At 68.4% G+C, this 23,278-nt stretch carries 21 protein-coding genes; 4 read left to right on the top strand and 17 right to left on the bottom strand.

Translation table 11 applies throughout. The features are described from left to right. Positions 1-460: 460 nt before the first annotated feature. The 6 genes from VGC13_RS09305 to VGC13_RS09280 form a co-directional block, all read right to left on the bottom strand. Positions 461-1,261 (bottom strand): hypothetical protein, encoded by an 801-nt coding sequence (locus VGC13_RS09305; RefSeq protein ID WP_331124965.1) that lies wholly within the window; start codon positions 1,259-1,261, stop codon positions 461-463. A 17-nt stretch (positions 1,262-1,278) separates the two neighbouring features. After that, positions 1,279-1,692, bottom strand: coding sequence for a hypothetical protein (locus VGC13_RS09300; RefSeq protein WP_331124964.1), 414 nt, complete (start codon positions 1,690-1,692; stop codon positions 1,279-1,281). A gap of 71 nt (positions 1,693-1,763) precedes the next feature. Beyond that, the gene (locus VGC13_RS09295) at positions 1,764-2,351 is read right to left on the bottom strand and encodes a hypothetical protein (RefSeq protein WP_331124963.1); all 588 of its coding nucleotides are present in this window, start codon (positions 2,349-2,351) and stop codon (positions 1,764-1,766) included. Positions 2,352-2,364: 13 nt separating this feature from the next. Continuing rightward, positions 2,365-2,766, bottom strand: a complete 402-nt coding sequence (locus VGC13_RS09290) for a hypothetical protein (protein ID WP_331124962.1) — start codon at positions 2,764-2,766, stop codon at positions 2,365-2,367. A 217-nt stretch (positions 2,767-2,983) separates the two neighbouring features. After that, positions 2,984-3,193 carry a cytoplasmic protein gene (locus VGC13_RS09285; RefSeq protein WP_331124961.1) on the bottom strand — a complete coding sequence of 70 codons (210 nt, stop codon included), beginning with the start codon at positions 3,191-3,193 and terminating at the stop codon, positions 2,984-2,986. An 891-nt stretch (positions 3,194-4,084) separates the two neighbouring features. Next, positions 4,085-5,245, bottom strand: a complete 1,161-nt coding sequence (locus tag VGC13_RS09280) for an FAD-binding oxidoreductase (RefSeq protein WP_331124960.1) — start codon at positions 5,243-5,245, stop codon at positions 4,085-4,087. A gap of 178 nt (positions 5,246-5,423) precedes the next feature. On the opposite strand from VGC13_RS09280, the gene VGC13_RS09275 reads away from it, so the two are divergent. The 4 genes from VGC13_RS09275 (at position 5,424) to VGC13_RS09260 (ending at position 8,894) form a co-directional block, all read left to right on the top strand. Continuing rightward, complete coding sequence (locus VGC13_RS09275; protein ID WP_331124959.1) at positions 5,424-6,488, top strand: beta-N-acetylglucosaminidase domain-containing protein; 1,065 nt, start codon at positions 5,424-5,426, stop codon at positions 6,486-6,488. A gap of 203 nt (positions 6,489-6,691) precedes the next feature. Further along, on the top strand, positions 6,692-7,570 hold the full coding sequence (locus VGC13_RS09270; protein WP_331124958.1) for a 3-hydroxyacyl-CoA dehydrogenase family protein: 879 nt from the start codon (positions 6,692-6,694) through the stop codon (positions 7,568-7,570). Continuing rightward, on the top strand, positions 7,567-8,349 hold the full coding sequence (locus VGC13_RS09265; protein ID WP_331124957.1) for an enoyl-CoA hydratase/isomerase family protein: 783 nt from the start codon (positions 7,567-7,569) through the stop codon (positions 8,347-8,349). The genes VGC13_RS09270 and VGC13_RS09265 overlap by 4 nt, the downstream gene beginning before the upstream one ends. Before the next feature lie 245 nt (positions 8,350-8,594). Further along, positions 8,595-8,894: a DUF6916 family protein gene (locus VGC13_RS09260; RefSeq protein ID WP_331124956.1), complete on the top strand. Its 300-nt coding sequence runs from the start codon at positions 8,595-8,597 to the stop codon at positions 8,892-8,894. Between the two features lie 109 nt (positions 8,895-9,003). Here the strand turns inward: VGC13_RS09260 and VGC13_RS09255 are convergent, their stop codons facing one another. The 11 genes from VGC13_RS09255 to rplU all read right to left on the bottom strand — a co-directional run bounded on the left by VGC13_RS09255 (position 9,004) and on the right by rplU (position 23,203). Then, entirely contained in the window at positions 9,004-12,486 is a 3,483-nt protein-coding gene (locus VGC13_RS09255; protein ID WP_331124955.1) for a beta strand repeat-containing protein, read from the bottom strand. 463 nt (positions 12,487-12,949) lie between these two features. After that, positions 12,950-13,429 (bottom strand): GNAT family N-acetyltransferase, encoded by a 480-nt coding sequence (locus tag VGC13_RS09250; protein WP_331124954.1) that lies wholly within the window; start codon positions 13,427-13,429, stop codon positions 12,950-12,952. Positions 13,430-13,563: 134 nt separating this feature from the next. After that, on the bottom strand, positions 13,564-14,091 hold the full coding sequence (locus VGC13_RS09245; protein ID WP_331124953.1) for a phage tail protein: 528 nt from the start codon (positions 14,089-14,091) through the stop codon (positions 13,564-13,566). Between the two features lie 14 nt (positions 14,092-14,105). Next, a complete protein-coding gene (locus VGC13_RS09240) occupies positions 14,106-14,627 on the bottom strand; it encodes a phage tail protein (RefSeq protein ID WP_331124952.1) in 522 nt (173 codons plus the stop codon). Between the two features lie 16 nt (positions 14,628-14,643). After that, the gene (locus tag VGC13_RS09235) at positions 14,644-15,144 is read right to left on the bottom strand and encodes a phage tail protein (RefSeq protein ID WP_331124951.1); all 501 of its coding nucleotides are present in this window, start codon (positions 15,142-15,144) and stop codon (positions 14,644-14,646) included. A 144-nt stretch (positions 15,145-15,288) separates the two neighbouring features. Then, complete coding sequence (locus VGC13_RS09230; protein WP_331124950.1) at positions 15,289-19,881, bottom strand: dockerin type I domain-containing protein; 4,593 nt, start codon at positions 19,879-19,881, stop codon at positions 15,289-15,291. A gap of 110 nt (positions 19,882-19,991) precedes the next feature. Then, a complete protein-coding gene (locus tag VGC13_RS09225) occupies positions 19,992-20,516 on the bottom strand; it encodes a hypothetical protein (protein WP_331124949.1) in 525 nt (174 codons plus the stop codon). A 42-nt stretch (positions 20,517-20,558) separates the two neighbouring features. Beyond that, positions 20,559-20,729, bottom strand: coding sequence for a hypothetical protein (locus VGC13_RS09220; RefSeq protein WP_331124948.1), 171 nt, complete (start codon positions 20,727-20,729; stop codon positions 20,559-20,561). Positions 20,730-21,154: 425 nt separating this feature from the next. Next, positions 21,155-22,390, bottom strand: coding sequence for an aminotransferase class I/II-fold pyridoxal phosphate-dependent enzyme (locus tag VGC13_RS09215; RefSeq protein ID WP_331124947.1), 1,236 nt, complete (start codon positions 22,388-22,390; stop codon positions 21,155-21,157). 195 nt (positions 22,391-22,585) lie between these two features. Further along, complete coding sequence (gene rpmA, locus VGC13_RS09210) at positions 22,586-22,876, bottom strand: 50S ribosomal protein L27 (protein WP_331124946.1); 291 nt, start codon at positions 22,874-22,876, stop codon at positions 22,586-22,588. A 12-nt stretch (positions 22,877-22,888) separates the two neighbouring features. Then, the gene (rplU, locus tag VGC13_RS09205) at positions 22,889-23,203 is read right to left on the bottom strand and encodes a 50S ribosomal protein L21 (RefSeq protein WP_331124945.1); all 315 of its coding nucleotides are present in this window, start codon (positions 23,201-23,203) and stop codon (positions 22,889-22,891) included. Between the last annotated feature and the right edge of the window lie 75 nt (positions 23,204-23,278).

Genomic DNA, 23,278 nt, shown 5'->3' with positions numbered 1-23,278 from the left:
GATCACGCGGGCTGCCGCGTCCGGCCTCCAGCAGGCCGACGGTAGATTCCTCGGCCCTGCAACCTGCAACGCATTCGTCTGATTGCAGCGTGGGCGGGCCTCGGAATGACAGATGCTGCTTCACCAAGCCGGGTGCGTAGGAACCCCCTGAATCACGGGCCGCACTCCCCAATCTGTCATTCCGAGGGAGCGCACCGCGCGCAACTATCTTCCCCACAACCGCTTGCGCGCGACCGAGGAATCTACTTTCCGTTTCCTCGTGGCCTGTCGCGACGCCCCCGAACTGGCCCTGTCCGGCGGTGTCGACGCCGCACGTATGGCGCGGGCTGCCGCGTCCGGCCTCCAGCAGGCCGACGGTAGATTCCTCGGCCCTGCAACCTGCACGGCATTCGTCTGAATGCACTGTGGGCGGGCCTCGGAATGACAGGCTGTCTTCATCCAGGCAGGTACGCGGCGACGCTCAGATCTGCTCGACCAGCGTAAAATCATAGGGCCAGCGGTCGTCGCTCGCTTTGGTGCTGGTGACGAAGCAGCGGTGGCGAAGCAGCTCGGCGCGGTCGGCGGGGTCCAGCTCGGGGTCTGCCCCGCCGGGATGCGGCGGACTGGCGTCGACGTTGTAGTGCAGCGCACCATCCTGCGCGTAGTCGCGGCGGAAGGGCGTGCGCCACTGCGAGTTGCCACCCCAGCCGCGGCTGGGGTCGTCGGTCGGGCGGGTGTTGCGCGCGTAGGCCCAGTACAGCGTGGAGCGCTCCGCGATCTCCTTGACCACGTGGCGCCGCCCGGCCCGCACACCGCACCCGGCGCGGGAGACCAGGAGCGAGCCCAGCCGGGACCCGGGCCAGTAGACCTGCACTACCCCGGGTAGTGCATCCTCGTCCGGCGTCGGGTCCACCGTCACGATCTCGTGGTAAAAGGGATGAAAGGCGGCCTGCTCCACCGCCTCCAGCCCCAGCGCCTCCACGAACCGCGTGTACTCGTCCGCGGCGACCGGCACCACGTCCCATCCGCCCTCCACCGTGCGGGGCGCAAAGGAAAGCTGGAGGAGCTGCAGGATGCGGGAAAGCGCGTACAGCCTGCACAGCTCTTCGGGCGTGGCGGGCGGCACGGGGCGGCCGGTGCGCGTGCGCAGGGCATCCAGCCAGCGCCGCTCACCGTCCGCCGCCGCCAGCCACGGCCGCAGCAGGTCGTCGTACGGCGCGTCTCCGTCGTAGTCCAGCAAGGCGTCGTGCAGCCGCCGATACGGCTCCTGATCGCTGTACATGGGACGCGGATGAGGTTCTATCGATGCGCGGCGCGGGAGGAATCCGCGGGGACGGTGTCTTCCTCCGCCGGCTCCGGGCAGGGGCCCAGGTCCGCGGACGAGGCGGGCGAGTCCGTAAGCCGCCAGCGCCAGCAGTCGTAGCCGCCGATCGGCAGGCGCTCGGCGTAGGAGCGCGGCCCGCGCAGGCCGCCGCCGGTGGTGACGGCGCGCAGCGGGACGTACGCGCCCGCGCCCATCACCCGCTTGCACACCTGCTGCCCCGGCATCACGTCGAAGCGGACGGGGCCGGCGTGCGCGATCAGGTTGCCGTACGCGATGGCGGCGTTCTCCACGCACAGCACCTGCGGATTGGACGCGGGCTCGCCGCCGCGGCGAAAGAACGGCCCGCAGGCGGCCAGGCACAGCAGCAGGACGGCGGCGGATCGGTGCATGGGAACGCCTCCAGCAAGGTGTGGACGCGTCAGGCGGGGCAGAGTCCATGCCCGCGAACGCGCACCGTCCCTCAGCCGGGGCGCGCGTCGGGCGGGTCCAGCCATGGCTGCGCGTCCAGCTGCTCACCCGCGGCGCGCAGTGCGTCACGGATGCCGCGGGCAACGCGGGCGCGGTTGCGCGCGGCAAGGACCACGGCCGGCAGCTTCTGCAGCGAGCGGCGGTAGCCGGGGTAGCGCCACGGGTCGCGCAGCAGGCTCTCTACGTAGTGCAGCAGCACCTGCGCGTGCCGCGCGTCGGTCGCCCACAGCCGCGTTCCGCGCACGTCCCACTGAAAGTACGCGTCCGCCGGCCAGCGCAGCACGTGCACGGCCACCCGATGGCACTCCGCGCACCGCACCACACCGCGATGCCGCAGGCGGACGCCGCCGGAAATCTGCACGTGGCCGGTGGAGAGGAACTGGGACGATCCGCGCGGCGCCCGCCACGGCAGCACCGACGGATACTTTTCGCGCACGTACCACCCGCCCCAGCGGTGCAGCCCCTCCCCATCCACGGGATCCTTCTTGCGCGCGGCGACGAACTCGTACGGCTCGTCGAAAATCGCGCGCCCCCCGCACCGGGGGCAGCGGACGTCCAGCGCCCAGCGAAAGTACGGCATCGTCTCGCCGCGGCTACCGCAGCCCGCGCGCAAGCTCGTCGCGCAGGGCCACCACGTAGCGCAGCGCGGGATCGTCCAGGCTGGCGTATCCCGCGCCGTCGGGCACCGCCGCGCGAATCCCCCACGAGCCGTCCAGCCGGCCCGTGGCGCCGTACGTGTTGCGCGCCACGGAAAGGCGCAGCAGCAGGTGCGTCCGCGCGCCCTCCACCTCGATCAGCTCGGGCTGAAAGACGGCCGTGCGGCTTCCCCGGTCCACGCTGCACGCCTGAAAGCCGCGCTGCACCAGCACCGACACGGAATGGTCGAAGACGGAATCCACCGGCGCATAGCTCTGGTACTCCAGCGTGGCGTCGTGTGACGTGGCGCTGCGGGAGCCGGGAAGCACCAGGTTGCACGACGCATCCAGCCGCGGCACCGCCGCGCGGCCGTGGGATGCGCATCCCGCGAGGGCCAGGGCGAGCCAGACGGCAGGGAATAGGGAATAGGGAATAGCCGGCCAGGGGCAACGATGCGGAGAGCTTCGGCGATTCGCATGGGACGGAAGGTGCCGGGGGAGTACGGAGGGGATGCGGAGAATTTCATGCGCCCGCCCACCGATCGCAAGCGGGCGAGGCCAGCTTGCGATCAGCGGCTCAGAACCAGTACAGCTTCATCCGCAGCAGCATCTCGTGCGTGAGGGGAACGCCGGACGCGGAGCCGATCACGGAATCGATGCCGCACCGCGGGCAGAGGGCGGTCAGGCCCACGTCGCCGCCGTCCTCCTCATCCACCCACTCCTCGATCTCGCCCGGCGAAAACGTCTGCAGGCAATGGAAGCACCCGCAGACCTCGCTCGCCAGCACCTCTTCGCGATGCAGGCTGGAGTGGCGGTGCGCCTGGACGTGGGGCTCGATCTCGGTCAGTACCTCGTGCGCTTCAGAGTGTGTTCAAGAATCCCTGCGCTCGCGCCCGTATGTCATTTCGAAGGAGGCGCCACACCGCACCATCGGCTCGCACGAAATCCTGCGCGCCGACTGAGAAATCTACTATCTGCTGCTGGTACCCCGCTGCACCGCTCCGGCACTGGCCCTGTCCGCCCGTGTCGTAGCCGCAGGTAGGCACGGGCTACCGCGTCTGCCCTCCAGCAATCCGACAGCAGATTCCTCGGCCCTGTGACCTCTGGTGTGAAAGCAGGTTGTTGCGTGGGCGGGCCTCGGAATGACAGCGCTGATAGGTCAGAGGGTGTTTCTAAACCTCAAAATCCATTACGAAGCGGTGACTTCCTGAGGGAGCGCACCACGTGTAACCAGAAGTCACACACAGATTGCGCGCGACCGAAGGACCTCGTCCCGGCGGCGCGGGGGCCAGATCAGGGCACGGAACCAGCCCCGTCGTTCTGCTGGCGAGGTCCTTCGGTCGGCGCCAGGGTGCAGTGTGCAAGCGAGTTGTGGGGCGGCGCCTCCCTCAGGAAGTCAATCACGCCGGGAGGTTTGGCAACACCCTCTCAAGCAGGCGCGCACCCGATCCTTTCCGCTTGCACCAGTGTGTGCGCCGACCGAAGAATCTGTCGGTTGGAGCGGACGAGACCGTGAGTTACGGTGGGTTTGGTGCGAGACCCCGCCCGTTCCCGAAGGAGATTCTTCGGTCGGCGCACAGACTCGGGATGCATTACGGATGGCTCCGGGCGGCGCCTTCCTCAGAATGACAGCGAGCGCCCTTTTGCGTCGCCGGACAAAGCCCGTCGTTGGGTTGATCTAGAGAAACTCCGGCGCCGCGTTCGGCTGGCCTTCCGCGAAGCGGGACGGGCGCAGGGGATGCACGTCCATCGAAGACGCCGCCCCATCCACGATCATCTCCGCCACCAGTTGGCCCAGCGCGGGCGAATGCATCACCCCGTGCCCGGACGAGCCGTTCGCCAGGAACAGGTTCTCGACGCCGGGCGCGGGCCCCAGCAGCACGTGCCGGTCCGGCGACATCTCGTACAGCCCCGCCACGCACGCTGCCCGGTCCACCCTCGCCTCGCGCAGGCACGGGATCCAGCGGTGCGCGCGGGCGGCCACCTGGGGCAGCCACGCGTCGTCGAACGTGGTGTCGAACGGGTCCGCGGTGTTCGGCTGGTCGGACCAGAGCATCAGCACCCGGCCGTCGCGCACGCGCAGGTGGAACTCCGCTTCCACGAAGATGGTGAGCGGCATGCACTCCGGCAGCCCGGCGAACGGCTCGCTGAGCGCCACCTGCCGCCGCAGGGGAGTCACGGGGACGTCGGCGCCCGCCATGGCCGCCACCTTTCCCGCCCACGCGCCCGCCGCGTTCACCACCGCGCCCGCGGCGACCTCTCCCGCGTCCGTCCGCACCGCCGCGACCCGCCCGCCCTCGACGCGCATGCCGCGGACGGCGGCGCCGTACTCGAAGCGCACGCCCGGACCCCGCGCCGCTTCCGTGTAGCCGGCCAGCATCTGCAGCGGGCGGATGAAGCCGTCCGTGGGGCAGTAGACGCCGCCCACCAACCCCTCCGCGGCGACCGCCGGGTTGATCCCCAGCGCCTCGTCCACCGTCACCCGCCGCGCATCCGTCACGCCCAGCGAGCGCTGCATGGCCTGGGCTTCCAGCAGCGCCGCCAGCGTCTCCTGGCGCTCGGTCAGGAAAAGGTAGCCGCAGGGGTGGTAGCCGGGGTCCACGCCCACCTCGTCCTGGAACCGCAGCAGCTTTTCGCGCGCGAGCAGCGACAGCCGCACGTTGGGCTCGGACCCGAACTGCACGCGAAAGCCGCCGGTGGCCCTTCCGGTGCTCCCCTGCCCCGGGCCCGGCGCGGCATCCAGCACCAGCACGCGCGTGCAGCCGCGCACCGCCAGGTGCCACGCCACGCTGGCGCCGATCACGCCGCCTCCCACGATCACCACGTCGTAGCTCTCCACCGCTCCTCCCGGCCCGGGACACGCGTGGACGGTCCGCCGCCGCCTCCTCGCGAATTATCACTCCCGGCCGGCGCGGACGAAAGAGAGTGCGCTCCGAGGACGAACGTTTGCGAGTGGCGCGCAACTGGCGGAGCGCACCGCATCCGGGGCGCAGGGGCACACGCACACACGGGGATCGATGGGGGTAGAGCTCGGCATCATCGAAGGCTTCTACGGCCGGCCGTGGTCGTGGGACGAGCGGGAGGCGACGGTGGCCTTTCTGGCGCCGCACGGCTACCGCTTCTACCTGTACGCCCCCAAGGCGGACCCGTACCTGCGCCGCCGCTGGCAGGAGGACCACCCGCGGGACATCGCCGACGGCCTCGCGCGGCTGGCGGGCCGATGCGCGGAGCTGGGCGTGCGCTTTGGCGTGGGGCTGAGCCCGTACGAGCTGTTCCGCGGCTTCGACCAGGCCGCGCGCGAAGCGCTGGCGCGCAAGCTCGGCTTCCTGGACTCGGTGGGCGTGCGGGACCTCGCCATCCTCTTCGACGACATGCACGGCGACGTGCCGGGGCTGGCAGAGCGGCAGGTGGAGATCGCCCACTGGGCCGCGGCGCGCACCATGGCGGACCGCGTCCTCGTCTGCCCCACCTACTACACGGATGATCCCGTCCTGGACCGCGTCTTCGACCCGCGGCCTGACGGCTACGTGGAACAGCTGGGTGCGCTGCTGGATCCCCGCATCGAGATATTCTGGACGGGCGAGGAAGTCTGCTCGCGCGAGCTTTCGCCCGGGCACCTGAGGCGCGTGACCGAGCAGCTGCGCCGCAAGCCGTTCCTGTGGGACAACTACCCCGTGAACGACGGCCAGCGGATGTCGCAGTACGTGCACGTCCGCGGCTTCACCGGCCGGCCCGCCTCCCTTGCCGGACACCTGGCCGCGCACGGCGTCAACCCCGCGCTGCAGTCCACCCTCACCTGCATCCCCGCCCTTACGCTGGTGGAAAGCTACGCGCGCGGCGACGAGTACGAGTACCTGGCCGCGACCCTGCGCGCGGCGCGGCAGGTGATGGGGGATGAGCTGGGGAGGCGGCTGTACGAGGACGTGCTGGTGCTGCAGGACGTCGGCCTGGACCGCCTGGGCGAGAAGGAGCAGCTGCTGCGCGACCGATGGACCGGCGTGGACCACCCCGCCGCCCGCGAGATCATCGCCTGGCTGGACGGCGCCTACCGCATCACCGAGGAAATCGTCCAGACGCAGTAGAAGCGAGTCTCGCGGATGGACCGTGGAGGACGCGGATTCGAATCCTCCGCGTCCCCTCTCTTTTCCTCCGCGTGACGGTCTGTTTCCGCACCCGGACCACGGACGGATGTCAGGTCTGGCGAAGGCGTTTGCCGCAGCCCATGTTGTGCGCCGGACAGGGCCAGGCGCCGCATCCTTACTGAATCCACCAGGACACGATACCAGTGGCAGACGACCAGACGATCAGCCGCGTCGCCGTGCTCGGCGCGGGGACGATGGGGAACGGCATCGCGCAGGTGTGCGCCATGGCCGGCTACACGGTCGCGCTGCACGATCCGCAGCCCGGCGCCGTCGAGCGTGCGCTGGGCACCATCCGCGGCAACCTGGACAAGGGCGTGGAGCGCGAAAAGGTGACCGCCGACGCGCGGGAGGCCGCGCTCGGCAACCTGCGCGACGCCGCGGACCTCGCCGCCGCCGCCGCGGACGCCGACCTGGTGATCGAGGCCGTCCCCGAGCGGATGGAGATCAAGACCAGCCTCTTCGGCGAGCTTCACCGCACTGCCCCCGCGCACGCCATCCTGGCCACCAACACCTCGTCGCTCAGCGTCAGCCGCATCGCCGAGGCGACGGGGCGGGCGGAGCGCGTGATCGGCCTGCACTTCTTCAACCCCGTGCACATCATGAAGCTGCTCGAGGTGGTGCGGGGGCGCGATACGTCCCAGGACACGGTGGATGTCGCTCTGGCGTTCGCGCGGCGGATCGGCAAGGAGCCCATCATCGTCACCGATACGCCCGGGTTCGCGTCGTCGCGCCTGGGCGTGGTGCTGGGGCTGGAGGCCATGCGGATGGTGGAGCAGGGCGTCGCCACCCCGCAGGACATCGACAAGGCCATGGAGCTGGGCTACAACCACCCCATGGGCCCCCTGAAGCTGACGGACCTCGTGGGCCTGGACGTGCGCCTGGGGATCGCCGAGTACCTGCACGGCGAGCTGGGCGGCGAGCAGTACCGCCCACCGGAGCTGCTGCGGCGGATGGTGGCCGAGGGCAAGCTGGGGAAGAAGAGCGGACAGGGATTCTACGACTGGACACAGGAGGGCCGGTGAGCACGTACGAGACGCTGCGGGTGGATCGGGACGGCGCCGTCGCCGTCCTCACCATCGACCGCCCGGAGAAGCGCAACGCCCTCAGCGGCCAGGTGCGCGCCGAGCTGGTCGCCGCCCTCGACGCCCTGCGCGACGACGAGTCCGTGCGCGTGCTGGTGATCACCGGCGCGGGCGACAAGGCCTTCGTCGCCGGCGCCGACATCGCCGAGTTCGCCGACCGCACCCCCCTGGAGCAGCGCGCCGCCATGACCGGCCGCCGCGTGTTCGACGAGGTCGCCGCGTATCCCAAGCCGGTGATCGCCATGATCAACGGCTTTTGCCTGGGCGGCGGCTGCGAGCTGGCGCTGGCGTGCGACGTCCGCATCGCCGCCGACACGGCAAAGCTGGGGCAGCCGGAGATCAACCTGGGGATCATCCCCGGCGGCGGCGGCACGCAGCGCCTGCCGCGCGTGGTGGGCACCGGGCAGGCCATGCGGCTGGTGCTCTCCGGCGAGATCATCGACGCGGCCGAGGCGCTGCGCATCGGCCTGGTGGACGTGGTGCACCCCGCCGCCGGCCTGCGCGAGCGGACGATGGACTTCGCGCGGGGGATGGCGGCCAAGTCGCCGGTGGCGCTGCGCATGGCCAAGTCCGCCGTCCGCGCCGCCGCCGAGATGCCCCTCGCCGCTGGCCTGCAGTACGAGACGGAGCTGTTCATCACCTGCTTCACCAGCGACGACAAGCGCGAAGGCGTGGCCGCCTTCCTCGAAAAGCGCCCGGCGCAGTTCAGGGGGCGATAGCGGCCCTCGGTCGTTGAAGACGAGAAAGGCCGAGAGCGAGGTGCTCCCGGCCTTTTTTCTTTGTGCGGCATGTGCGCGCAACGTTATCGGCACGCCGTCAACGCCCGGCCCGACGCGCTGACGAAGAAACCCGCACCGGCTGTCGCCGAGACGATGGGGACGGTAGATTTGCAGCCGCCGCGCACACACGAATCTCCGCAGCAACGCGGCGTCCTCCTCCACGACACGCACCCGACCGTCACGCCATGCTCGAGACCTTCACCATCGAAACGTTCCAGCCGCGCATCGGCGAGATCTTCACGATCGTGGTGGATGAGGAAAACCGCCTCCCCACCAAGCTTACTGAGGTGTTTCCCTGGGGTCCAGGCGCCGCGGCGGGACGCGACCGGCATCCGTTCTCGCTCGTGTTCCACACGGTCCCCCAAGCCATCGTCCCGCAGCAGATCTACCGCGTGGAGAACGACAACATGGAGCCGATGGAGATATTCCTCACCCCCATCGGCCCCGACGAGCGCGGCATGCGCTACGAGGCCGTGTTCACCTGACGTTGGCCAATGCGAATGCTGACAGGGCCGGAGGCAAACACCTCCGGCCCTGCCTGTTTTCGAGGGGCTTGCCCGGCACTCGGTCAGGGGTGCGGCGGGCGAGCGAGCGTCAGGGCGTGTTGCAGTTCGCCACTGCCGTGAAGGTGCCTGAACCGGCCGTGGTGCTCACCGGTCCTGACGCGCCGGCAAGGGTGTTCTGAGCCGTGAAGTAGGTGTTCACCGGTGTGACGCCGTCCCATCCCTCCAGGCGGATGGTGGGTGCCGCCGCCGGAAGGCCCGACGCGCGCGCCCGCAAGCCGTTACGCAGACCCGTGGAGACGTTGTTCTTGACGTCCAGGCAGAGGGTGGGCACGTCGGTACTCAGGGCGCCCGGCACCACGTTGATGCCGTCCAGCGCGCCGGGCGAAAGATCGAGCACGCTGTTGCCCTCTACACGCGCCTCAAGGAGGGTCCCGGGGCTGCTGGCATCCACCGCGCTCACAAAGATCCCGTGCTGCCCCACACGCCGCACCGTGTTGTTCACGATCGCCACGCGCGTGGCCCCGCCCGTTCCGTTCGACTGCACCTGGATTCCGTTTCCGGAGACGGTGGTCCCCGAGCCGGCCACTCCGGCAGTGCCCACGTTGTTCCCGGAGATGGTCCCGGTCAGGTCACCGAAGGCGGTGAAGCCGGGGCTCCCCAGCCGGTTGATGTTTACCGGCACGCTGCCATGACGCTGGAAATCATTGCCGGTGAAGGAGAACAAGGCCGTACCGCCGGACCCGTGCACCACCTCCAGCCCCACCGTGGCGTTGTCGGCGAATTCGCTGCCATTCACAGTCAGGTTAATGGACGCGCTGGAGGCCAGGGCCGTGGACGCCGTTACGCCCCGCACCCGCGTGCGCGCGATGCTGTCGTTCTGCAGGCTCACGGTCATGCTGCTGCCGCCGGTTGCGGTAAGTTGCAGACCGTTCGCGCCGCCCGCGCCCGTGCCCGTGTCGGTGATGTTCGTATTGAAGATGGTAAGGCTCAGCGAGCCGCTCCCGTTCACCACGCCAAACACCGTCTCCTGCGAGTGGTGGATCAGGCTGTGCTCCACCGATGCCGTGCCGGACAGGTTGTCGAAGCGAAGGTTCCAGATGTCGGCCGCTTCAACCGCGCCGGCCAGCGTCGCGTTCTGCCCCAGGTCCGAGTGGATAATGCTCAGTCCCGACACGCCGGTTCCGTGTATGCCATGGCTGCCGGCGTGCCCGGTGACCAGCGCGTTGTCCACTACCAGGCCAGCCACGCTGGCGGCGGCAATGCCGTCACCGTCGTTCCCCTGAATCACCAGATTGCGCAGGACCACGTTCGTCGCGTTCGAAAGCGAGATGCCCGCGCCGCTGGTACCGGAGATGGTGCCACCCGAGCCCAGCGCGATGGTTCCGCCGCCGTTGCGGTCGGTGGTGCGGCCGCGGGTTGCGTTAGTGGGATCCGAGGCGCCGTCTCCCGTCACCTGGAAGCCGCCGCTCCCCGTGTTCGCGAGCACGATGCCGTTGGTGCCGCCGTTCGCGGACACGCTGCGGAAGGTGAGACCCGCCGCGCCGATGGTGGTGTTCTGCACGTGCACCGCCACGCCGCCCGCGCTGGTGACGGTGTTGCCCAGCCCCGTCACGCCGATCGTGCCGCCGCCCGTCGCCTCGAAACCGGTTCCCGTCGTCGTGGCGATCGCCAGCCCGCCGCCGCCGAACGAGATCACCGCCCCAGCGTTGTTCGCGAGGATCACGCCCGGGTTGGCGCCGGTCGACAGCGACTTGCTGCTGCCCGTGAAGGCGATGGTGCCGCCCGAGTTGTTCTGCACCGAGATGCCGTTCCCGCTGGATGCGATCGTCCCGCCGAAGTCCAGCGCGCCGCCCGTGCGCCCGGTCACCGACACCGCCAGCGGCCCGGCCACCGCAACGTTGCCGCCGTAGGTGAACGTCCCCGCTCCGCCCGTCACCTCCACCCCCGGCCCGGCCGAGCCCGTCACCGAGCCGCCCGCGGCCGAGAAGCTGCCGCCGACGCCCACCAGGCGAATCCCCGCGCCCGCGCTTCCCGCCGACGATAGCGCGTCGAAGGCGCCGAACACGTCACCCGCGGACAGGTCCAGCGCCGGCCCGCCCGTGGCGCTCACCGACAGCGAGCCCACCGTCAGCGTGCCGAAGCCGCTCCCCGCGATCCCCGCGCCCGCGGACGAGGTAACGTCCATCCCCTGCACCACGTTGTTCGTGGCCAGTTGGATGGTGGCGCCCCCGGTGGTCCGCGTCACCGTCGGCGCGGAGCCGGCGGCCAGCAGCACCACCGTCTGCCCGTTCAGCGTCGCCGTCACGTTCGACGGCACGCCCTGCCCCGTCAGCGACTGCCCGGTCTTCAGGGTGATACCGCCGTCGTACGGCCCCGCACCCGTCCGCACGAAGATCGTCTCACCCGCCGTCGACGCGGCTTCCGCCCCCGCCAGCGTGTTGAACGGAGACGCGTCGCGCCCGTCGCCGGGGGCTGCGGCATTGTCCACGTACCACACCCGGTACGCCGAGACCACCGTCACCGTGCTCGAAGACGTGGCCTGCCCATCCGTGACCGAGTAGGTAAAGCTGTCCGTGCCCGTGAAGCCGGCGGCGCTCAGGTAGGTGAAGCTGCCGTCCGCGTTCATCGTCGCCGTACCGCCCGCCGCCGTCGGATAGGTACCCGCCACCGCCTGCAGCACATTATCCTCACTGTCCGTGTCGTTGGCCAGCACGCCGGGCGCGGCCACCGGCACCGTCACGTTGCCGATCGCCTGGAACGTGTCCGGCTGCGCGACGGGCGGCGTGTTGGGATTGAACACCGTCAGCGTGGCGCTGCCCGAGGCCGCCTGGTAGGTGGCCGTGATGGTCGCCTGCCCCGGCGACACGCCGGTCGCCAGCCCGCTGGCGTCCACCGTCGCCACCGCCGGAGCAGACGAGCTCCAGGTGGGCGTCGCGCCGGGAATGGGATTCCCGTGCAGGTCCAGCACCGTCGCCGTGAACTGCTGCGTCCCGCCCACGGGGATGGATGCCGAGTCGGGAGTGACGATCACCTGGCCCGCGATCCCCGTCTCGATGCGGAACTTGATGGGAAGGGTGCGATCGTCCTGCAGGGGGATGTACTCCTGCGTGTCGACCTTCTTGAGCTCCTTGCCGCTGCTGACCACGTCCACGTCGGCAAAGCCCAGCTGGAACGTCCCCACGTACACCGAGATGCGGTAGTGCTTCGCCGGGTCCAGGTTGAACTGGTTGGTGTGCCAGTTCACCTGGTACGACGACGTGCCCACCTGCACCGCCTGGCCTCCGGTGCCGCTGGTGGTGGTGTACTGCGCGATGGTCGTTACGCAGGCGCCCGCCGCCAGCTCGCAGATCTCCACGCGCGGCTGCAGGCCGCCGTCGAAGGTGCCCGAGTACGCGGGATTGGACACCATCGGCGGCAGAAAGTAGAAGCCGGGGACGGCGCCCGCGTGCGCCGCGTCCGAGATGGTGGTCAGAGGCTGGCCCTCGGGGGCCAGGGGCGAGGTGGAATCGCCGGTGCACGCCGCGAGGCCCATCAACAGGGCCGCGGCAGCCGCAGACTTCAGAGACCGCATGATCACTCCTGGAGCAGGGATTGGGGGACCGCCAGCACTCAGACGACCCACCAATCTGCTCGTGCGCTGGCGCTAGATGAGCGAACGAACGACTTGGCGGATTCTGGAGCGTGGCCCGTGTGCCGGAATGAGGAGGCGGCACCGCGACGCGGGGAGCGTACCCGGATAGCCGGTTCCGGCGGGAGGACTATTGGGCAGGATGCAGGCCCGGAGAGGAACCACTCAAAACCGGGCGCAGAAACAAGGACCGGTGCGATTTCGCGCGGAGAGAACACGGAGAAGGAGGTAACGAACTGTGACACCGGTGTCCCATCCTGTGGCAGCAGGCGGGCAGGTATGCACGACGGATGCGGTGGGAAAAGCGGCGCCGCAGAAGACGTTACGGAGGAGGAGAAAGCACGGCGAAAGACGTGCAGAACGGCGGAAACGGCGCGGAAGCCCGCGCCGTTCATCCGCCGCCCACTCAGACGGGGACCGCCGTGGGATACCGCTCCATCAGCAGGTAGACCCCCTTCTCCTGCGCCTGTACGAAGCCCAGGCGCTCGTACAGGCTCCGGGCAGGATTGAAGATCTCCACGTGGATACTGACCTTGCGGCCGCTGGCGTCGCCCTCGGCCAGGATCCCCCGCAGCAGGCGTGTCCCCAAGCCGCCGCCGCGGTGCTCCGGCATCAGCGCGATGTCCACCACGCGGATGTCGTCAACCCAGCGCGCCACGTATAGCCGGCCCACGGGTTCGCCGTCCAGCAGGACCAGGTCCCACGAGGTGTCGGTGTAGTTCTCGTGCCAGTACTGGTGCTGCGCGTGGAACTGCTGGCTCACGAAGGCGGCTTTCTGCGCGGCCGTCCAGTCCACCTGCCTGAGCTCGCCCTCGCGGGTGGTGGCGTACAGCCGGTGCAGAAAGTCCAGGTCGGCGTCGGTGGCTGGCCGCAGGGTGACGTTCATGGCGGATGAAAAGATGTTCGAGGTGCGTCCGTGCGGGACGCGAGCGCGCCCCATTTCGGACGAAGTGTGCGCCTGCAGGCACGAAGGGGGCGGCCTTGGGGCCGCCCCCTTCGCGTTTGTCGACTGCGTTTCCCCTACGGCCGCTGCGGGAAGATCCCCTGCAGCGCAATGCAGAAGTTGAGGGTGAGGTACGGCTGCATATTGTTGTGCGGCAGCCCGCCGCCAGCCAGTGCCAGCGCTTGGGGCGCCATCATCTGCAGGTTGGCGGAAGTGTTGGTCTGGTAGGTGTTGCCGGCGGAGGCGCGGGCCAGGACGCGGTCGGGTCCGGGAACCTGCAGCGTGCCGGGATCGGACATTGTCTGCACGGTGTGGGTGTGGAAGGGGATCTCGGTCACTAGCAGGGTGATCGACTCCACGCCGCTCATCTCGCCCAGATCTCGCAGGCTCAGCCCCTGCCCCTGCCCCGGCTGCATGGGCGTGTTGCCCACCATGTCCGGGAGTGCGAAGGTGCTCTTGCCGTCGCCGCCGTAGGTGGTGCCCAGCAGGGCGAAGAGCGCCGTGTTCTGCGAAATCGGCATGATCTGCCCGTTGCAGAACGCCCACCCGGTAGGGGGGAAGGTGAACGGAAAAATACGGATCTCGGCCAAGAATTGGTCGGACATGTCGGTCGTTCTCCTCAGGTCTGGCTCGGGAAGATCCCGAACAGGGAGATGATGAAGTTGATGCAGAGGAACGGCTGGGTGTTCTCATGCGGCTGGCTTCCGCCTGCCGGCTGCACCGCGCTGGCCGCCAAGCTCCCGTCCGGCGTATCCTGGATGTACATGTTGGCCGAGGTGGACTGCCCCAGCACGTTGCCCGACGGCGACGACTCACCGCCCGCCGCGTTGGTCGAGCAGGTAAGCGGATGGGTATGGTTGGGGATCTGCTGCACCGTGAGGGTTTCCTGCTCCGTACCAGCCATCTCCCCGATCTGGTAGGTGGTGCCGTCGGGGCCGGTTCCCATGTGCATGGGTACCCGGCTGGCCAGGTTGGGCAGGTTGAAGGTCTCCTCGCCGTCGCCTCCGTACGTCGTGCCGATGAGTTGGAACAGCACTTCGTTCTCGGAGATGGGCAGCGTCTGGCCTTCGCAGAACATCCAGCCGTTGGGGGCAAAGTTTCCGGCGAACATCCGGATCTCGCCCACGTAGGGTTGTGCCATGGGTGTGGTCTCCGGATCAGTTCTGGGAGGGGAAGATGCCCTGCAGCGCGATGATGAAGTTCAGCACCAGGTACGGCATCATGTTGTTGTGCGGCTGGCTGCCGCCCACGCTGCTCACGCTGATGGGGTTCAGGGTGGTAAGTGCCGCCGGGTTGTTGTAGATGAGGGTCGTGGACTCGGCAAGGACCGTGTTTGTGGGCACCGGCGTGTCGCCTGCAGTCTGCGAGCCCATCATGGCGTGCGTGTGGGTAGGCAGTTGCTGAATGTTGACCGTGACGCTGGTGCTTCCCGCCGCTTCGCCCAGCGAGTGCGCGGCGCCGAAGTGGATGGGCACCCGGCCGCGCAGATTGGGGAGCGCGAAATTGGTTTGGCCGTTACCGCCGTACGTGGTTCCCAGAAGCGCGAATAGCGCCTGGTTCTGGTTGATCGGGAGAAGCTGACCGTTGCACAACGCCCACCCCTTGGGTGGAAAGTTGAACGATACGATCTTGATCTCCGACAGGAAGGGTTCCGACATCGGTCTCCTCGTAAGGAAGGGTGGGGACGGACCTGCGTGAGCGTGTACCGCGGCCTGCACCTGCGCCCTGCGGCCGCCGGGTGGCTGGGAGCCACCCGGCGGCATCCATCGTGGAGCCTGCTATGCGAGAGAAGATGCCTCGGGTCAGGGGGTGTTGCAGTTGGCGACCGCGAAGAACCCTCCCGGCGAGGGCGGAGCCGTCGTCGAGATTGCGGCAATCCCACCGGCGAGCGTGTTGGGACGGGCGGTGAAGTAGGTATTCACGGCGGTCACGCCGTCCCAGCCTTCCAGCTGCACCGTCGAAGGCGCGGCCGGTAGCCCGCTGGGCCGCACCCGCAGACCGTTGCGAATGCCGGTCGAATTGTTGTTGGCGATGTCGATGCACATCGTCAGGTCGTCCGTGTTCAGCGCACCCGGAAGGATGTTGATTCCGTCAAGGGCAGTCGCCTTCATGTTCGAGACGGTGTTCGATGCAACGCGCGCCTCCAGCAGGGGCGGTGCAGTGCCGCCGATGTTCGCGTCCACTGCGGCCACGTAGATCCCGTGCAGCCCCACCTCTCGGACGGTGTTGTTCACCACGGCGACCCGCATGATTCCGCCGGAGCCGTTCGACTCCACCTCGATGCCGTTGCTGGTGTCGGAGCCGGAGTTGGCCGTGCCCGCGGTACCGATGGTGTTGCCGGAGACGGTCCCGGTGAACAGGCCGAAGCCGTTGAAGCTTGGCGAGCCGAGCCGGTTGACGATGAGGGCCTGCAGACTGCCTGCGCCCGCCTGCAGGTTGTTGTTGGTGATGCTGAACGTGTTGGTTCCGCCGGACCCGTGCGAAAGATCGATCGCCGCGCCGTTCTGGTGGAATTGGCTGTTGTTCACGGTCAGGTTCAGAACCGCGCTCGACCCGGTTTCCGTGCCGGTCTGCAGCCCGCGGGACCGGCCTCGGTTGATGCTATCGTTCTGCAGGTTCAGCGTCACGTTTGAGGTGCCGTTTGCGGCCACCATCAGGGCGGAGGTGCCGCCGGCGCCAGTGCCGGTGTCGGTGATGTTCGTGTTCAGCACCGTCAGGTTCAGCACGCCGCTGGTATTGATGATCCCCAGCACGTTCTCCTGTGAGTGATGGATGTTGCTGTTGCGGATGCTGTCGGTGCCGGTCAGCCCCAGCAGCCGGATGTTCCAGATGTCCGGCCCCTCCACCACGCCCACCGTGGTGCCGTTGTTGTCCACTTCGGAGTGGTGCAGCGCAAAGCCGCTCACGGAATTCCCCAGGATGCCGTGGTCGCTGGCGTGCCCGGTGATGCGGGTATTGTCCACCGTCAGCCGCGCCACGGTGCTGGCGTTGATGCCGTCACCGCTGGAGCCACTGCCCGTGATCAGCATGTTGCGCAGGATCACCGGCCCGGTGCTGCTCAGGCTCACCCCGTGGCCGGACCGGCCCGAGATGCTGCCGCCCGAGTTCAACCCCACGGTGCCGCCGCCTTCCTTGGCGGTGGTCCGCCCGCGGGTGGTGTTGTTCGGGTCCGAGGCGCCGTCGCCGGTCACCTGGAACGCACCCGCCCCGGTGTTGGAGAGCACGATGCCGTTGGTGCCGCTCCCCGCGGCGTTCACGCTGAAGAACCGGACGCCGTTGCCGCCGATGGCGGTGTTCTGGATGTTCACCGGGGTACCGCCGAGGGTGGCGTTCACGGTGTTGTTGGCACCCTCCACGTTCACCGTGCCACCGCCCGTAGCCGTAAAGCCCGCGCCGGAGGTGACATCGATGTCCAGGTTACCGCCCGTGAAGTTGATCGTCGCGCCGGTGTTGTTGGTCAGCGTAACGGCGGCGCTGGTACCAGTGTTCAGCGTCTGCGTCGCGTTGGTGAAGTTGATCGTGCCCGCGTTTGCGTTCCCCAGGATTCCCGTGCAGGCCCCGGTGCAGTTGATCGACCCCGAGATGGTGGTCGTGCCCCCCGTGCGGCTCGCGATGTTCGCGATGCGACCGGCCGTGCTCTTGGAAAGGTTGGCCGCCACGGTCACACCGGCGTTGCCACCGCTGACGAACAGTGCGTCACCGGCCGTGGTCGCCACGCTACCGCCGTTGACCGCCACCGCGCCGGTGTTGCCGTTCAGGTAGATCCCCTCGGCGGCCGTACCGCTCACCGAAGCCGTGGTAAAGGTGAACGGCGCCGAGTTGGTGGTCAGATCCAGGCCGCGCGACCCAGCGTTGTTGGTGCCAGTCACCGACAGCGAACCCGCTGTGAAGCTGCTGCCACCCACGTTCGTGGCAGAGAAAGCGGTCGAGTCGGTGCTAGTAGACTGGATGCTTGCAAACGTCATCCCGTTCGCACCGAGCGTAATGCCATTCAGATTCACAGCGCGCCGCACAGTACCTGGGGCGGCGGTGAGGGAGATGGTGTTGCTCGCCCCCGTCACCTCTACCGTGCCGCCACCCGTCGCCGTGAACGGCACCGTGGTGGTGGTCGAGATCCTCACCCCGCCGTTGAAGGCGATGCTCGCGCCCGTGTTGCTGGTCAGGCTTACGCCAGCTGCGGGCAGCGTCACGCCCGGGTTGATGGGGCCGGAGAACGTCACTGTACCACCCGTCTTGCCGTTGACGTTTACCGCGCGGAACGTGCTGGTGTTGCGGATGGTCCCGGCATACGTGAAGGAGCCGTCCTCGCCCGTGACCCGGAAGGCATCATTGCTCGCCCCGACAAGCGAGTCGCCTGCAACGCCCAGGGTGGCGAGCCCGTTCGTCTTTACCGACGAGAGGAACACGTTGTGGGTCCCGCCACCGGAGGTGAGGCTGCCAAACCCGCCGCCCGTAAGCATGCCTGTGGTCAGGCTCAACGCCTGGCCCAGCGGGTAGTTGATGATGAGGTCGGCCGCGGTGGTGAGCGTGCCGAAGTTCGTACCCGACAGCGCGCTCATGCCCGCAGCGGTCGGAGCGATCGTGAGCCCGCGCACCGTGTTGTTGAGGGTGGATCCGCTTCCGACGTTCGCGAGCACCACGCTGCCGTCGATCGTGGTTGCCGTATCAGCAGTCATCGATGGCAGAGGATCGCTCCCCTCGGCGAGATCGATCCCGGCGATCGTTTCGAGGTCGTCGCCGACGGCATCCTGTCCGATCAGCCTCTGTTGCGGCAGCAGCGTGACGTTCGCGGTGTGCGTGCCATCGTAGAGGAAGATGGCGTCGCCTGCCTTTGGCTTGCCGGCCCCGGTGTTGTCGGCCTGGAATGCGGCCAGTGTGGGATACGGGTCGCTGAGACGCCCGCACTTGTTGTCCGCGCCGGCTGCATCCGGATCACAGCCCCCCCCGGTACCGACGAACCAGATCATGCCACCGACCGTGAGCGCCACGTTCGCCGTGGACACCGCCGAGCCGCTGTGGATGGTGTACTCGAGGTTGTCCACGCCTGCAAAGCCGGCTGGCGGATCGTAGGTGAACGTGCCTAGCCCGTCACCCTCAGTGTCCATCACCACCGTACCGCCTTTCTCGGTGACTCCCGAGGTACCGCCCCACCCGTAGGTAATCGTCGTGGTTCCGTGCATCACGTCGTCCGTGACGACGGAAGTGGGCGAGTTCAGCCGCACGTTTCCGGTGACGACGAAATCATCGCCCCACGCCTTGATCACGTTGATCACGCGCGTGGCGGTGCGCCGGGAGTCTACGGTCGAGGTGGCCGTGATGGTGGCCGTCCCCCCCGCCACTCCCGTGACAACGCCTGTCGCCGCGCCGACGCTGGCTACAGCGGGGTTCGACGACGACCATGTGACGCCTCCACTCGGGGTCCCATGCGCCGTAAAGGCGTTGGCCGAGAAGGTCAGCGTCTGACCCGCGCCCAGCACGGAATCAGCCGGTGCGATGGTGACATAGCCGTGTAGGTACCGCACCCGCGTCCAGGTGCGGTACGTAAACCGCATTGCCGTTACGCTGGGGCTGAAGACGAACCGGAAAAGCTTCGTCGCGGAGGTCGAGTCCTGCTTCAGCAGTCCCGGGAAATTCACATACTCCTTGTTGGAGAATATCGAATCGGCGGCGAAATTCAACGAATCGGTGAACGTCGCCGTATCGTCCGCGGTGGCGAGTTGCGCCCAGGCGGTGGTCTGCGGCGAAGTCAGCCGATAGCTGGTGATGATCAGGCGGCTGGTATCGGGGTTAATCCCGTCGGTCGTACCGATCGGCTGGGGAATCAGATTCCGCAGCGCGAAATTGTACGTCATGGTATCCGGGTTGGACTTGTCAGTCCCGGAATACGCCCCGCCACCCATGTTCACAAGCTTCGCCGCGTCACCGCCCAGGATCAGGTCCATCCGCGCGCCGCTCGTTCCCGCTGGCGAGACAACACCACATGTCAGGTTTCCGGAGCGAAAATCCGCCGTGCACTCGTATTCCGTCGACACAAGCGCGCCCCCGGTTACCCGCTCCCCGCCCGCACCCACCGGCCGCCCTACGGGAAAGCGCGACACGTCCACGCCCGCCGCAAAGCGCGAGATCAGCGCCGCGTCCGCCGCGGTGATCCGGCCGTCGCCGTTCGCGTCTCCCGCAGGCATGATGCTGCGCCCGTCCGGCGGGGTGCCGCGAACCAGCCAGGTCCGTACGGCGTCGGCATCGGCGCGGGTCACGCGACCGTCGCCGTTCACGTCACCGCGGATTGCGGCCGGGGCGGCAACGGACGACGCGTCCTGCGCACGAAGGCCCGGCACGGCAACGAGCGAAAGGCCCATGGCGAGCAGCGCGCAGAGCCGAGAGTTCAAGTACGGCATCAGAATGCAGTCCCGAGAGAGGGAGAAGCCGCCCCGAGCCGCAACAGGGGCTCAGGGTGGCGAGAAGGGAGCGAATCTGTGGGCAGTCGGAGAGGGCTCCTCAGAGAAGCCTACTGGCCCTGAACAAAGAGCAGTCGCTCGGAGCGAACCGTGGACGTCACGTCAGCGAGATCGGCACCGCCGGAAACCTCCTCCAAGCGTACGCTGAACATGTCGCGCGCAAGGGAGAGCGGCGTCTCGCGCCCTCGGAACTGCAGCCGCAGGATCGCGGGCTCGGCCATCCCCTGCACCAAGGTGGCTACGAACCGTACGCGACCGGGGCTCACCTCAACGACGTCACCCTCGATCCCTTCGGGCAAGGCGGTCAACACCAGTTGCAGCGCGGCGGCATCGTACTGCAGTTCGCCCTGAGCGCTCGCAAGCTCGATCCCCCCCGGAAGCTGCTTCAGCGAGAGGGTGACTTCGCTCTGCTCAGCGGACACGGCGCGCGCGGAAAGCAGGTTGTAGATGCCCGACTCCGTCAGCGTCGGCAGACCGCCGTCGCTACTTCCGGAGTTATTCGCGTCAGCGCAGCCAAGCGCAAGCGCAAGCGCCAGGAGCGGCGCCGTACGGCGAACGAGAGTACGAAATCGCATGGAACACCACCACGGGTGAGAGAAAGCGAGAAGTCGGACCGCTCAGGGCTGCTCGCAGTCAGGATCGTCGAAGTCACAGCCGCCAACGCCGCTGGCCTGAAGCAGCGTCAGATCGCGCATCCCGCCCAGGTCCAGCACGGCGGGAGAGATCCAGCTGCGCTTGGGCTCAGCAGAAGCAGCGCCGGCAGGCGCGTGGGTGCGATCGATGTCCATGACAGGTCCCAGGAGGTCTAAGGGCGAAGTACCGAACCGCTCACGAGCGGCGAAGCAGGAAACTCCGGGGAAACCGGCGGCGTGAGCGGACAGGAGAAGCCTTGGAAAGGATACTGCGACGCAGATAATAGCGACCTTGTGCGAAGTTGACAAGTGGATTGACGATATCGAGTTGAAGCAATCGGTAGCAGTCGGCGCCGCAGCCTGCCCGGCCCGTCCTCAGGGGCCATTATGCACAACTCGCTAAGTCTGCCACACAACGCTCCCGTGGAACTGCGTCGAGCAAGGTTATCGGCCGGGCATGCTGAAGAAATGATGGAAGGCCGCCCAGCAGGCACAGGGGAGGGGGTCCCCTGCGTGTTCCCGCCGGGGCGTCGGCGGAAGAGGCGGGACCGCGCGGTTCCCGCCCCTTCCCGTCCATATGCCTACGCGGCGGTGCGCCGCAGCACGCGGCCGATGCGCTCGCCGGCTTCGCGGAGGCGCGCCTCGGGCTCGATCAGGGCAAAGCGCACGTGGCCCTCGCCCTCGGCGCCAAAGCCCACGCCGGGCGACACCACCACCCCCGCCTCGCGCAGCAGCATCCGCGCGAACTCCATGGACGGCATCTCCGCGAACGGCTCCGGGATCGGCGCCCAGACGAACATGGTCGCCCGGGGCGCGGGGACGTTCCACCCCGCGCCGTGCAGCCCCTCCATCAGCGCGGCGGCCCGGCGGCGGTACGTCTCGCGCGTCTCGCCCACGCATTCCTGCCCGGCGCGCAGCGCGTGCGCCGCGGCGATCTGGATGGGCTGAAAGATCCCGTAGTCCAGGTAGCTCTTGATCTTGGTCAGCGCGCCCACCATCGCCGGGTTGCCCACGCAGAAGCCCACCCGCCATCCCGCCATGCAGTACGACTTGGACATCGAGAAGAACTCCACCGCGATCTCTTTGGCTCCCGGCACCGCGAGCACGCTGGGCGGCTCCTCGTCAAAGCCGAAGTCGGCGTAGGCGAAGTCGTGGATGAGGAGCAGCCGGTTGCGGCGGCACACCTCCACCGCACGCTCGAGGAAGCCGGCCGGGGCCTGCCAGGTGGTGGGGTTGTTGGGAAACGACAGGAGCAGCACCCTGGGCGCGGGCTCCTGCGTGGCGCACGCTTCCTCCACCGCGGCCAGCAGGGCGTCGCCGTCCACGTATCCCGGCTCGCCTTCCCGCAGCTGCACCGAATGCACCCGCCCGCCCGCGAACAGCACCGAGTAGCGGTGGATGGGATACGCGGGCGCGGGGACGATCACCGTGTCGCCCAGCTCCAGGATGGCGAGCATCAGGTGCGCAATCCCCTCCTTGGCGCCGATGGTGACCACCACGTCCGTCTCGGCGTCCAGCTCCACCCCGTACCGGTCGCGGTAGTGGTCCGCCATCCCCTCGCGCAGGCCGTAGATGCCGCGCGACGCGCTGTAGCGGTGATGCCGCTTGTCGCGCGCGTGCTCCACCAGCTCGTCCACGATGTGCTGGGGCGTGCCCAGGTCCGGGTTTCCCATCCCCAGGTCGATCACGTCCTCGCCCGCGGCAATGCGCTCGGCCTTTTCGGCGTTCACCTGCGCAAAGACGTACGCCGGCAGGCTGCCGATGCGCGGAAACTCCGCGCTCGACGTGGGCGGCCAGGGGGACGACGGGACGGACATGGCTCCTCCGGTTCGGGGGTATGGTGGCGGATTGAAAGCGCCGGACCCATGCAGGATTCTCGCCGGGCGGGGAGAAAGGACGAGGAGACCGGGATGCGGAGGTGCGGGAGCCTCCCGGGCGGGCGGGATAAACGAGAACCGCCCCGGCGGCGATGCCGGGGCGGTTCTCCGTACTTCAGGCGCGGCGCGGAAGCGTCAGTCGGCGGCCATGTCGACCACCACCTCGACCGCCTCGAACGGAATGACCGAGACGTTCTTGCGCTTCTTGTCCTTGCGGCCGAACTGCACGCTGCCGTCCACCAGGGCGAACAGGGTGTCGTCGCTGCCGATGCCCACGTTGGCGCCCGGGTGGAACCGGGTGCCGCGCTGACGGATGATGATGTTGCCGGCGAGCACCCGCTCGCCACCGAAGCGCTTGACCCCGAGGCGCTGCGCGTTGGAGTCGCGCCCGTTGCGGGTCGAGCCGCCGCCCTTCTTGTGTGCCATGGCTGCTCTCCTTTAGCCGAGGTTGATCTCGCCGACGCGAACCTCAGTGAACTTCTGACGGTGCCCCTGCTTGCGGCGGTAGTTCTTGCGGCGCTTGTGCTTGAAGATGATGATCTTCTCGCCCTTGCCGTGGCGTACGACCTCGGCCGTCACCGACGCGCCCGAAACTCCCGGCGCACCGATCTTGACCGTGTCGCCGTCGGCTCCGAGCAGCACGTCCTCGAAGCGCAGCGTCTCGCCGGGCGCGGTGTCGACGGACGGAATGCGAAGCGTCTTGCCCGGCTCGGCCCGGAACTGCTTGCCGCCGGTGCGGATGATGGCGTACATGTTGTGTGAACTCCGTTGCACGAACGGGGAGACCCCGATTTCCAAAACAAGACAGCCAATTTCGCCACATCCGGC

Source organism: Longimicrobium sp. (assembly GCF_036399255.1).
In the GTDB taxonomy this organism is placed as follows: Bacteria; Gemmatimonadota; Gemmatimonadetes; order Longimicrobiales; family Longimicrobiaceae; genus Longimicrobium.
The sequence above is the reverse complement of the archived record's forward strand: the minus strand, read 5'-3'. Positions and strand labels throughout refer to the sequence as shown.

Excerpts from the sequence above, each read along its gene's own strand:
- VGC13_RS09230 (WP_331124950.1), bottom strand. The coding sequence starts at position 19,881 with ATGCCGTACTTGAACTCTCGGCTCTGCGCGCTGCTCGCCATGGGCCTT.
- VGC13_RS09255 (WP_331124955.1), bottom strand. The coding sequence starts at position 12,486 with ATGCGGTCTCTGAAGTCTGCGGCTGCCGCGGCCCTGTTGATGGGCCTC.
- VGC13_RS09250 (WP_331124954.1), bottom strand. The coding sequence starts at position 13,429 with ATGAACGTCACCCTGCGGCCAGCCACCGACGCCGACCTGGACTTTCTG.
- VGC13_RS09225 (WP_331124949.1), bottom strand. The coding sequence starts at position 20,516 with ATGCGATTTCGTACTCTCGTTCGCCGTACGGCGCCGCTCCTGGCGCTT.
- VGC13_RS09295 (WP_331124963.1), bottom strand. The coding sequence starts at position 2,351 with ATGCCGTACTTTCGCTGGGCGCTGGACGTCCGCTGCCCCCGGTGCGGG.
- VGC13_RS09260 (WP_331124956.1), top strand. The coding sequence starts at position 8,595 with ATGCTCGAGACCTTCACCATCGAAACGTTCCAGCCGCGCATCGGCGAG.
- VGC13_RS09245 (WP_331124953.1), bottom strand. The coding sequence starts at position 14,091 with ATGTCCGACCAATTCTTGGCCGAGATCCGTATTTTTCCGTTCACCTTC.
- VGC13_RS09305 (WP_331124965.1), bottom strand. The coding sequence starts at position 1,261 with ATGTACAGCGATCAGGAGCCGTATCGGCGGCTGCACGACGCCTTGCTG.
- VGC13_RS09220 (WP_331124948.1), bottom strand. The coding sequence starts at position 20,729 with ATGGACATCGATCGCACCCACGCGCCTGCCGGCGCTGCTTCTGCTGAG.
- VGC13_RS09215 (WP_331124947.1), bottom strand. The coding sequence starts at position 22,390 with ATGTCCGTCCCGTCGTCCCCCTGGCCGCCCACGTCGAGCGCGGAGTTT.
- VGC13_RS09240 (WP_331124952.1), bottom strand. The coding sequence starts at position 14,627 with ATGGCACAACCCTACGTGGGCGAGATCCGGATGTTCGCCGGAAACTTT.
- rpmA (WP_331124946.1), bottom strand. The coding sequence starts at position 22,876 with ATGGCACACAAGAAGGGCGGCGGCTCGACCCGCAACGGGCGCGACTCC.
- rplU (WP_331124945.1), bottom strand. The coding sequence starts at position 23,203 with ATGTACGCCATCATCCGCACCGGCGGCAAGCAGTTCCGGGCCGAGCCG.
- VGC13_RS09300 (WP_331124964.1), bottom strand. The coding sequence starts at position 1,692 with ATGCACCGATCCGCCGCCGTCCTGCTGCTGTGCCTGGCCGCCTGCGGG.
- VGC13_RS09235 (WP_331124951.1), bottom strand. The coding sequence starts at position 15,144 with ATGTCGGAACCCTTCCTGTCGGAGATCAAGATCGTATCGTTCAACTTT.
- VGC13_RS09275 (WP_331124959.1), top strand. The coding sequence starts at position 5,424 with ATGGGGGTAGAGCTCGGCATCATCGAAGGCTTCTACGGCCGGCCGTGG.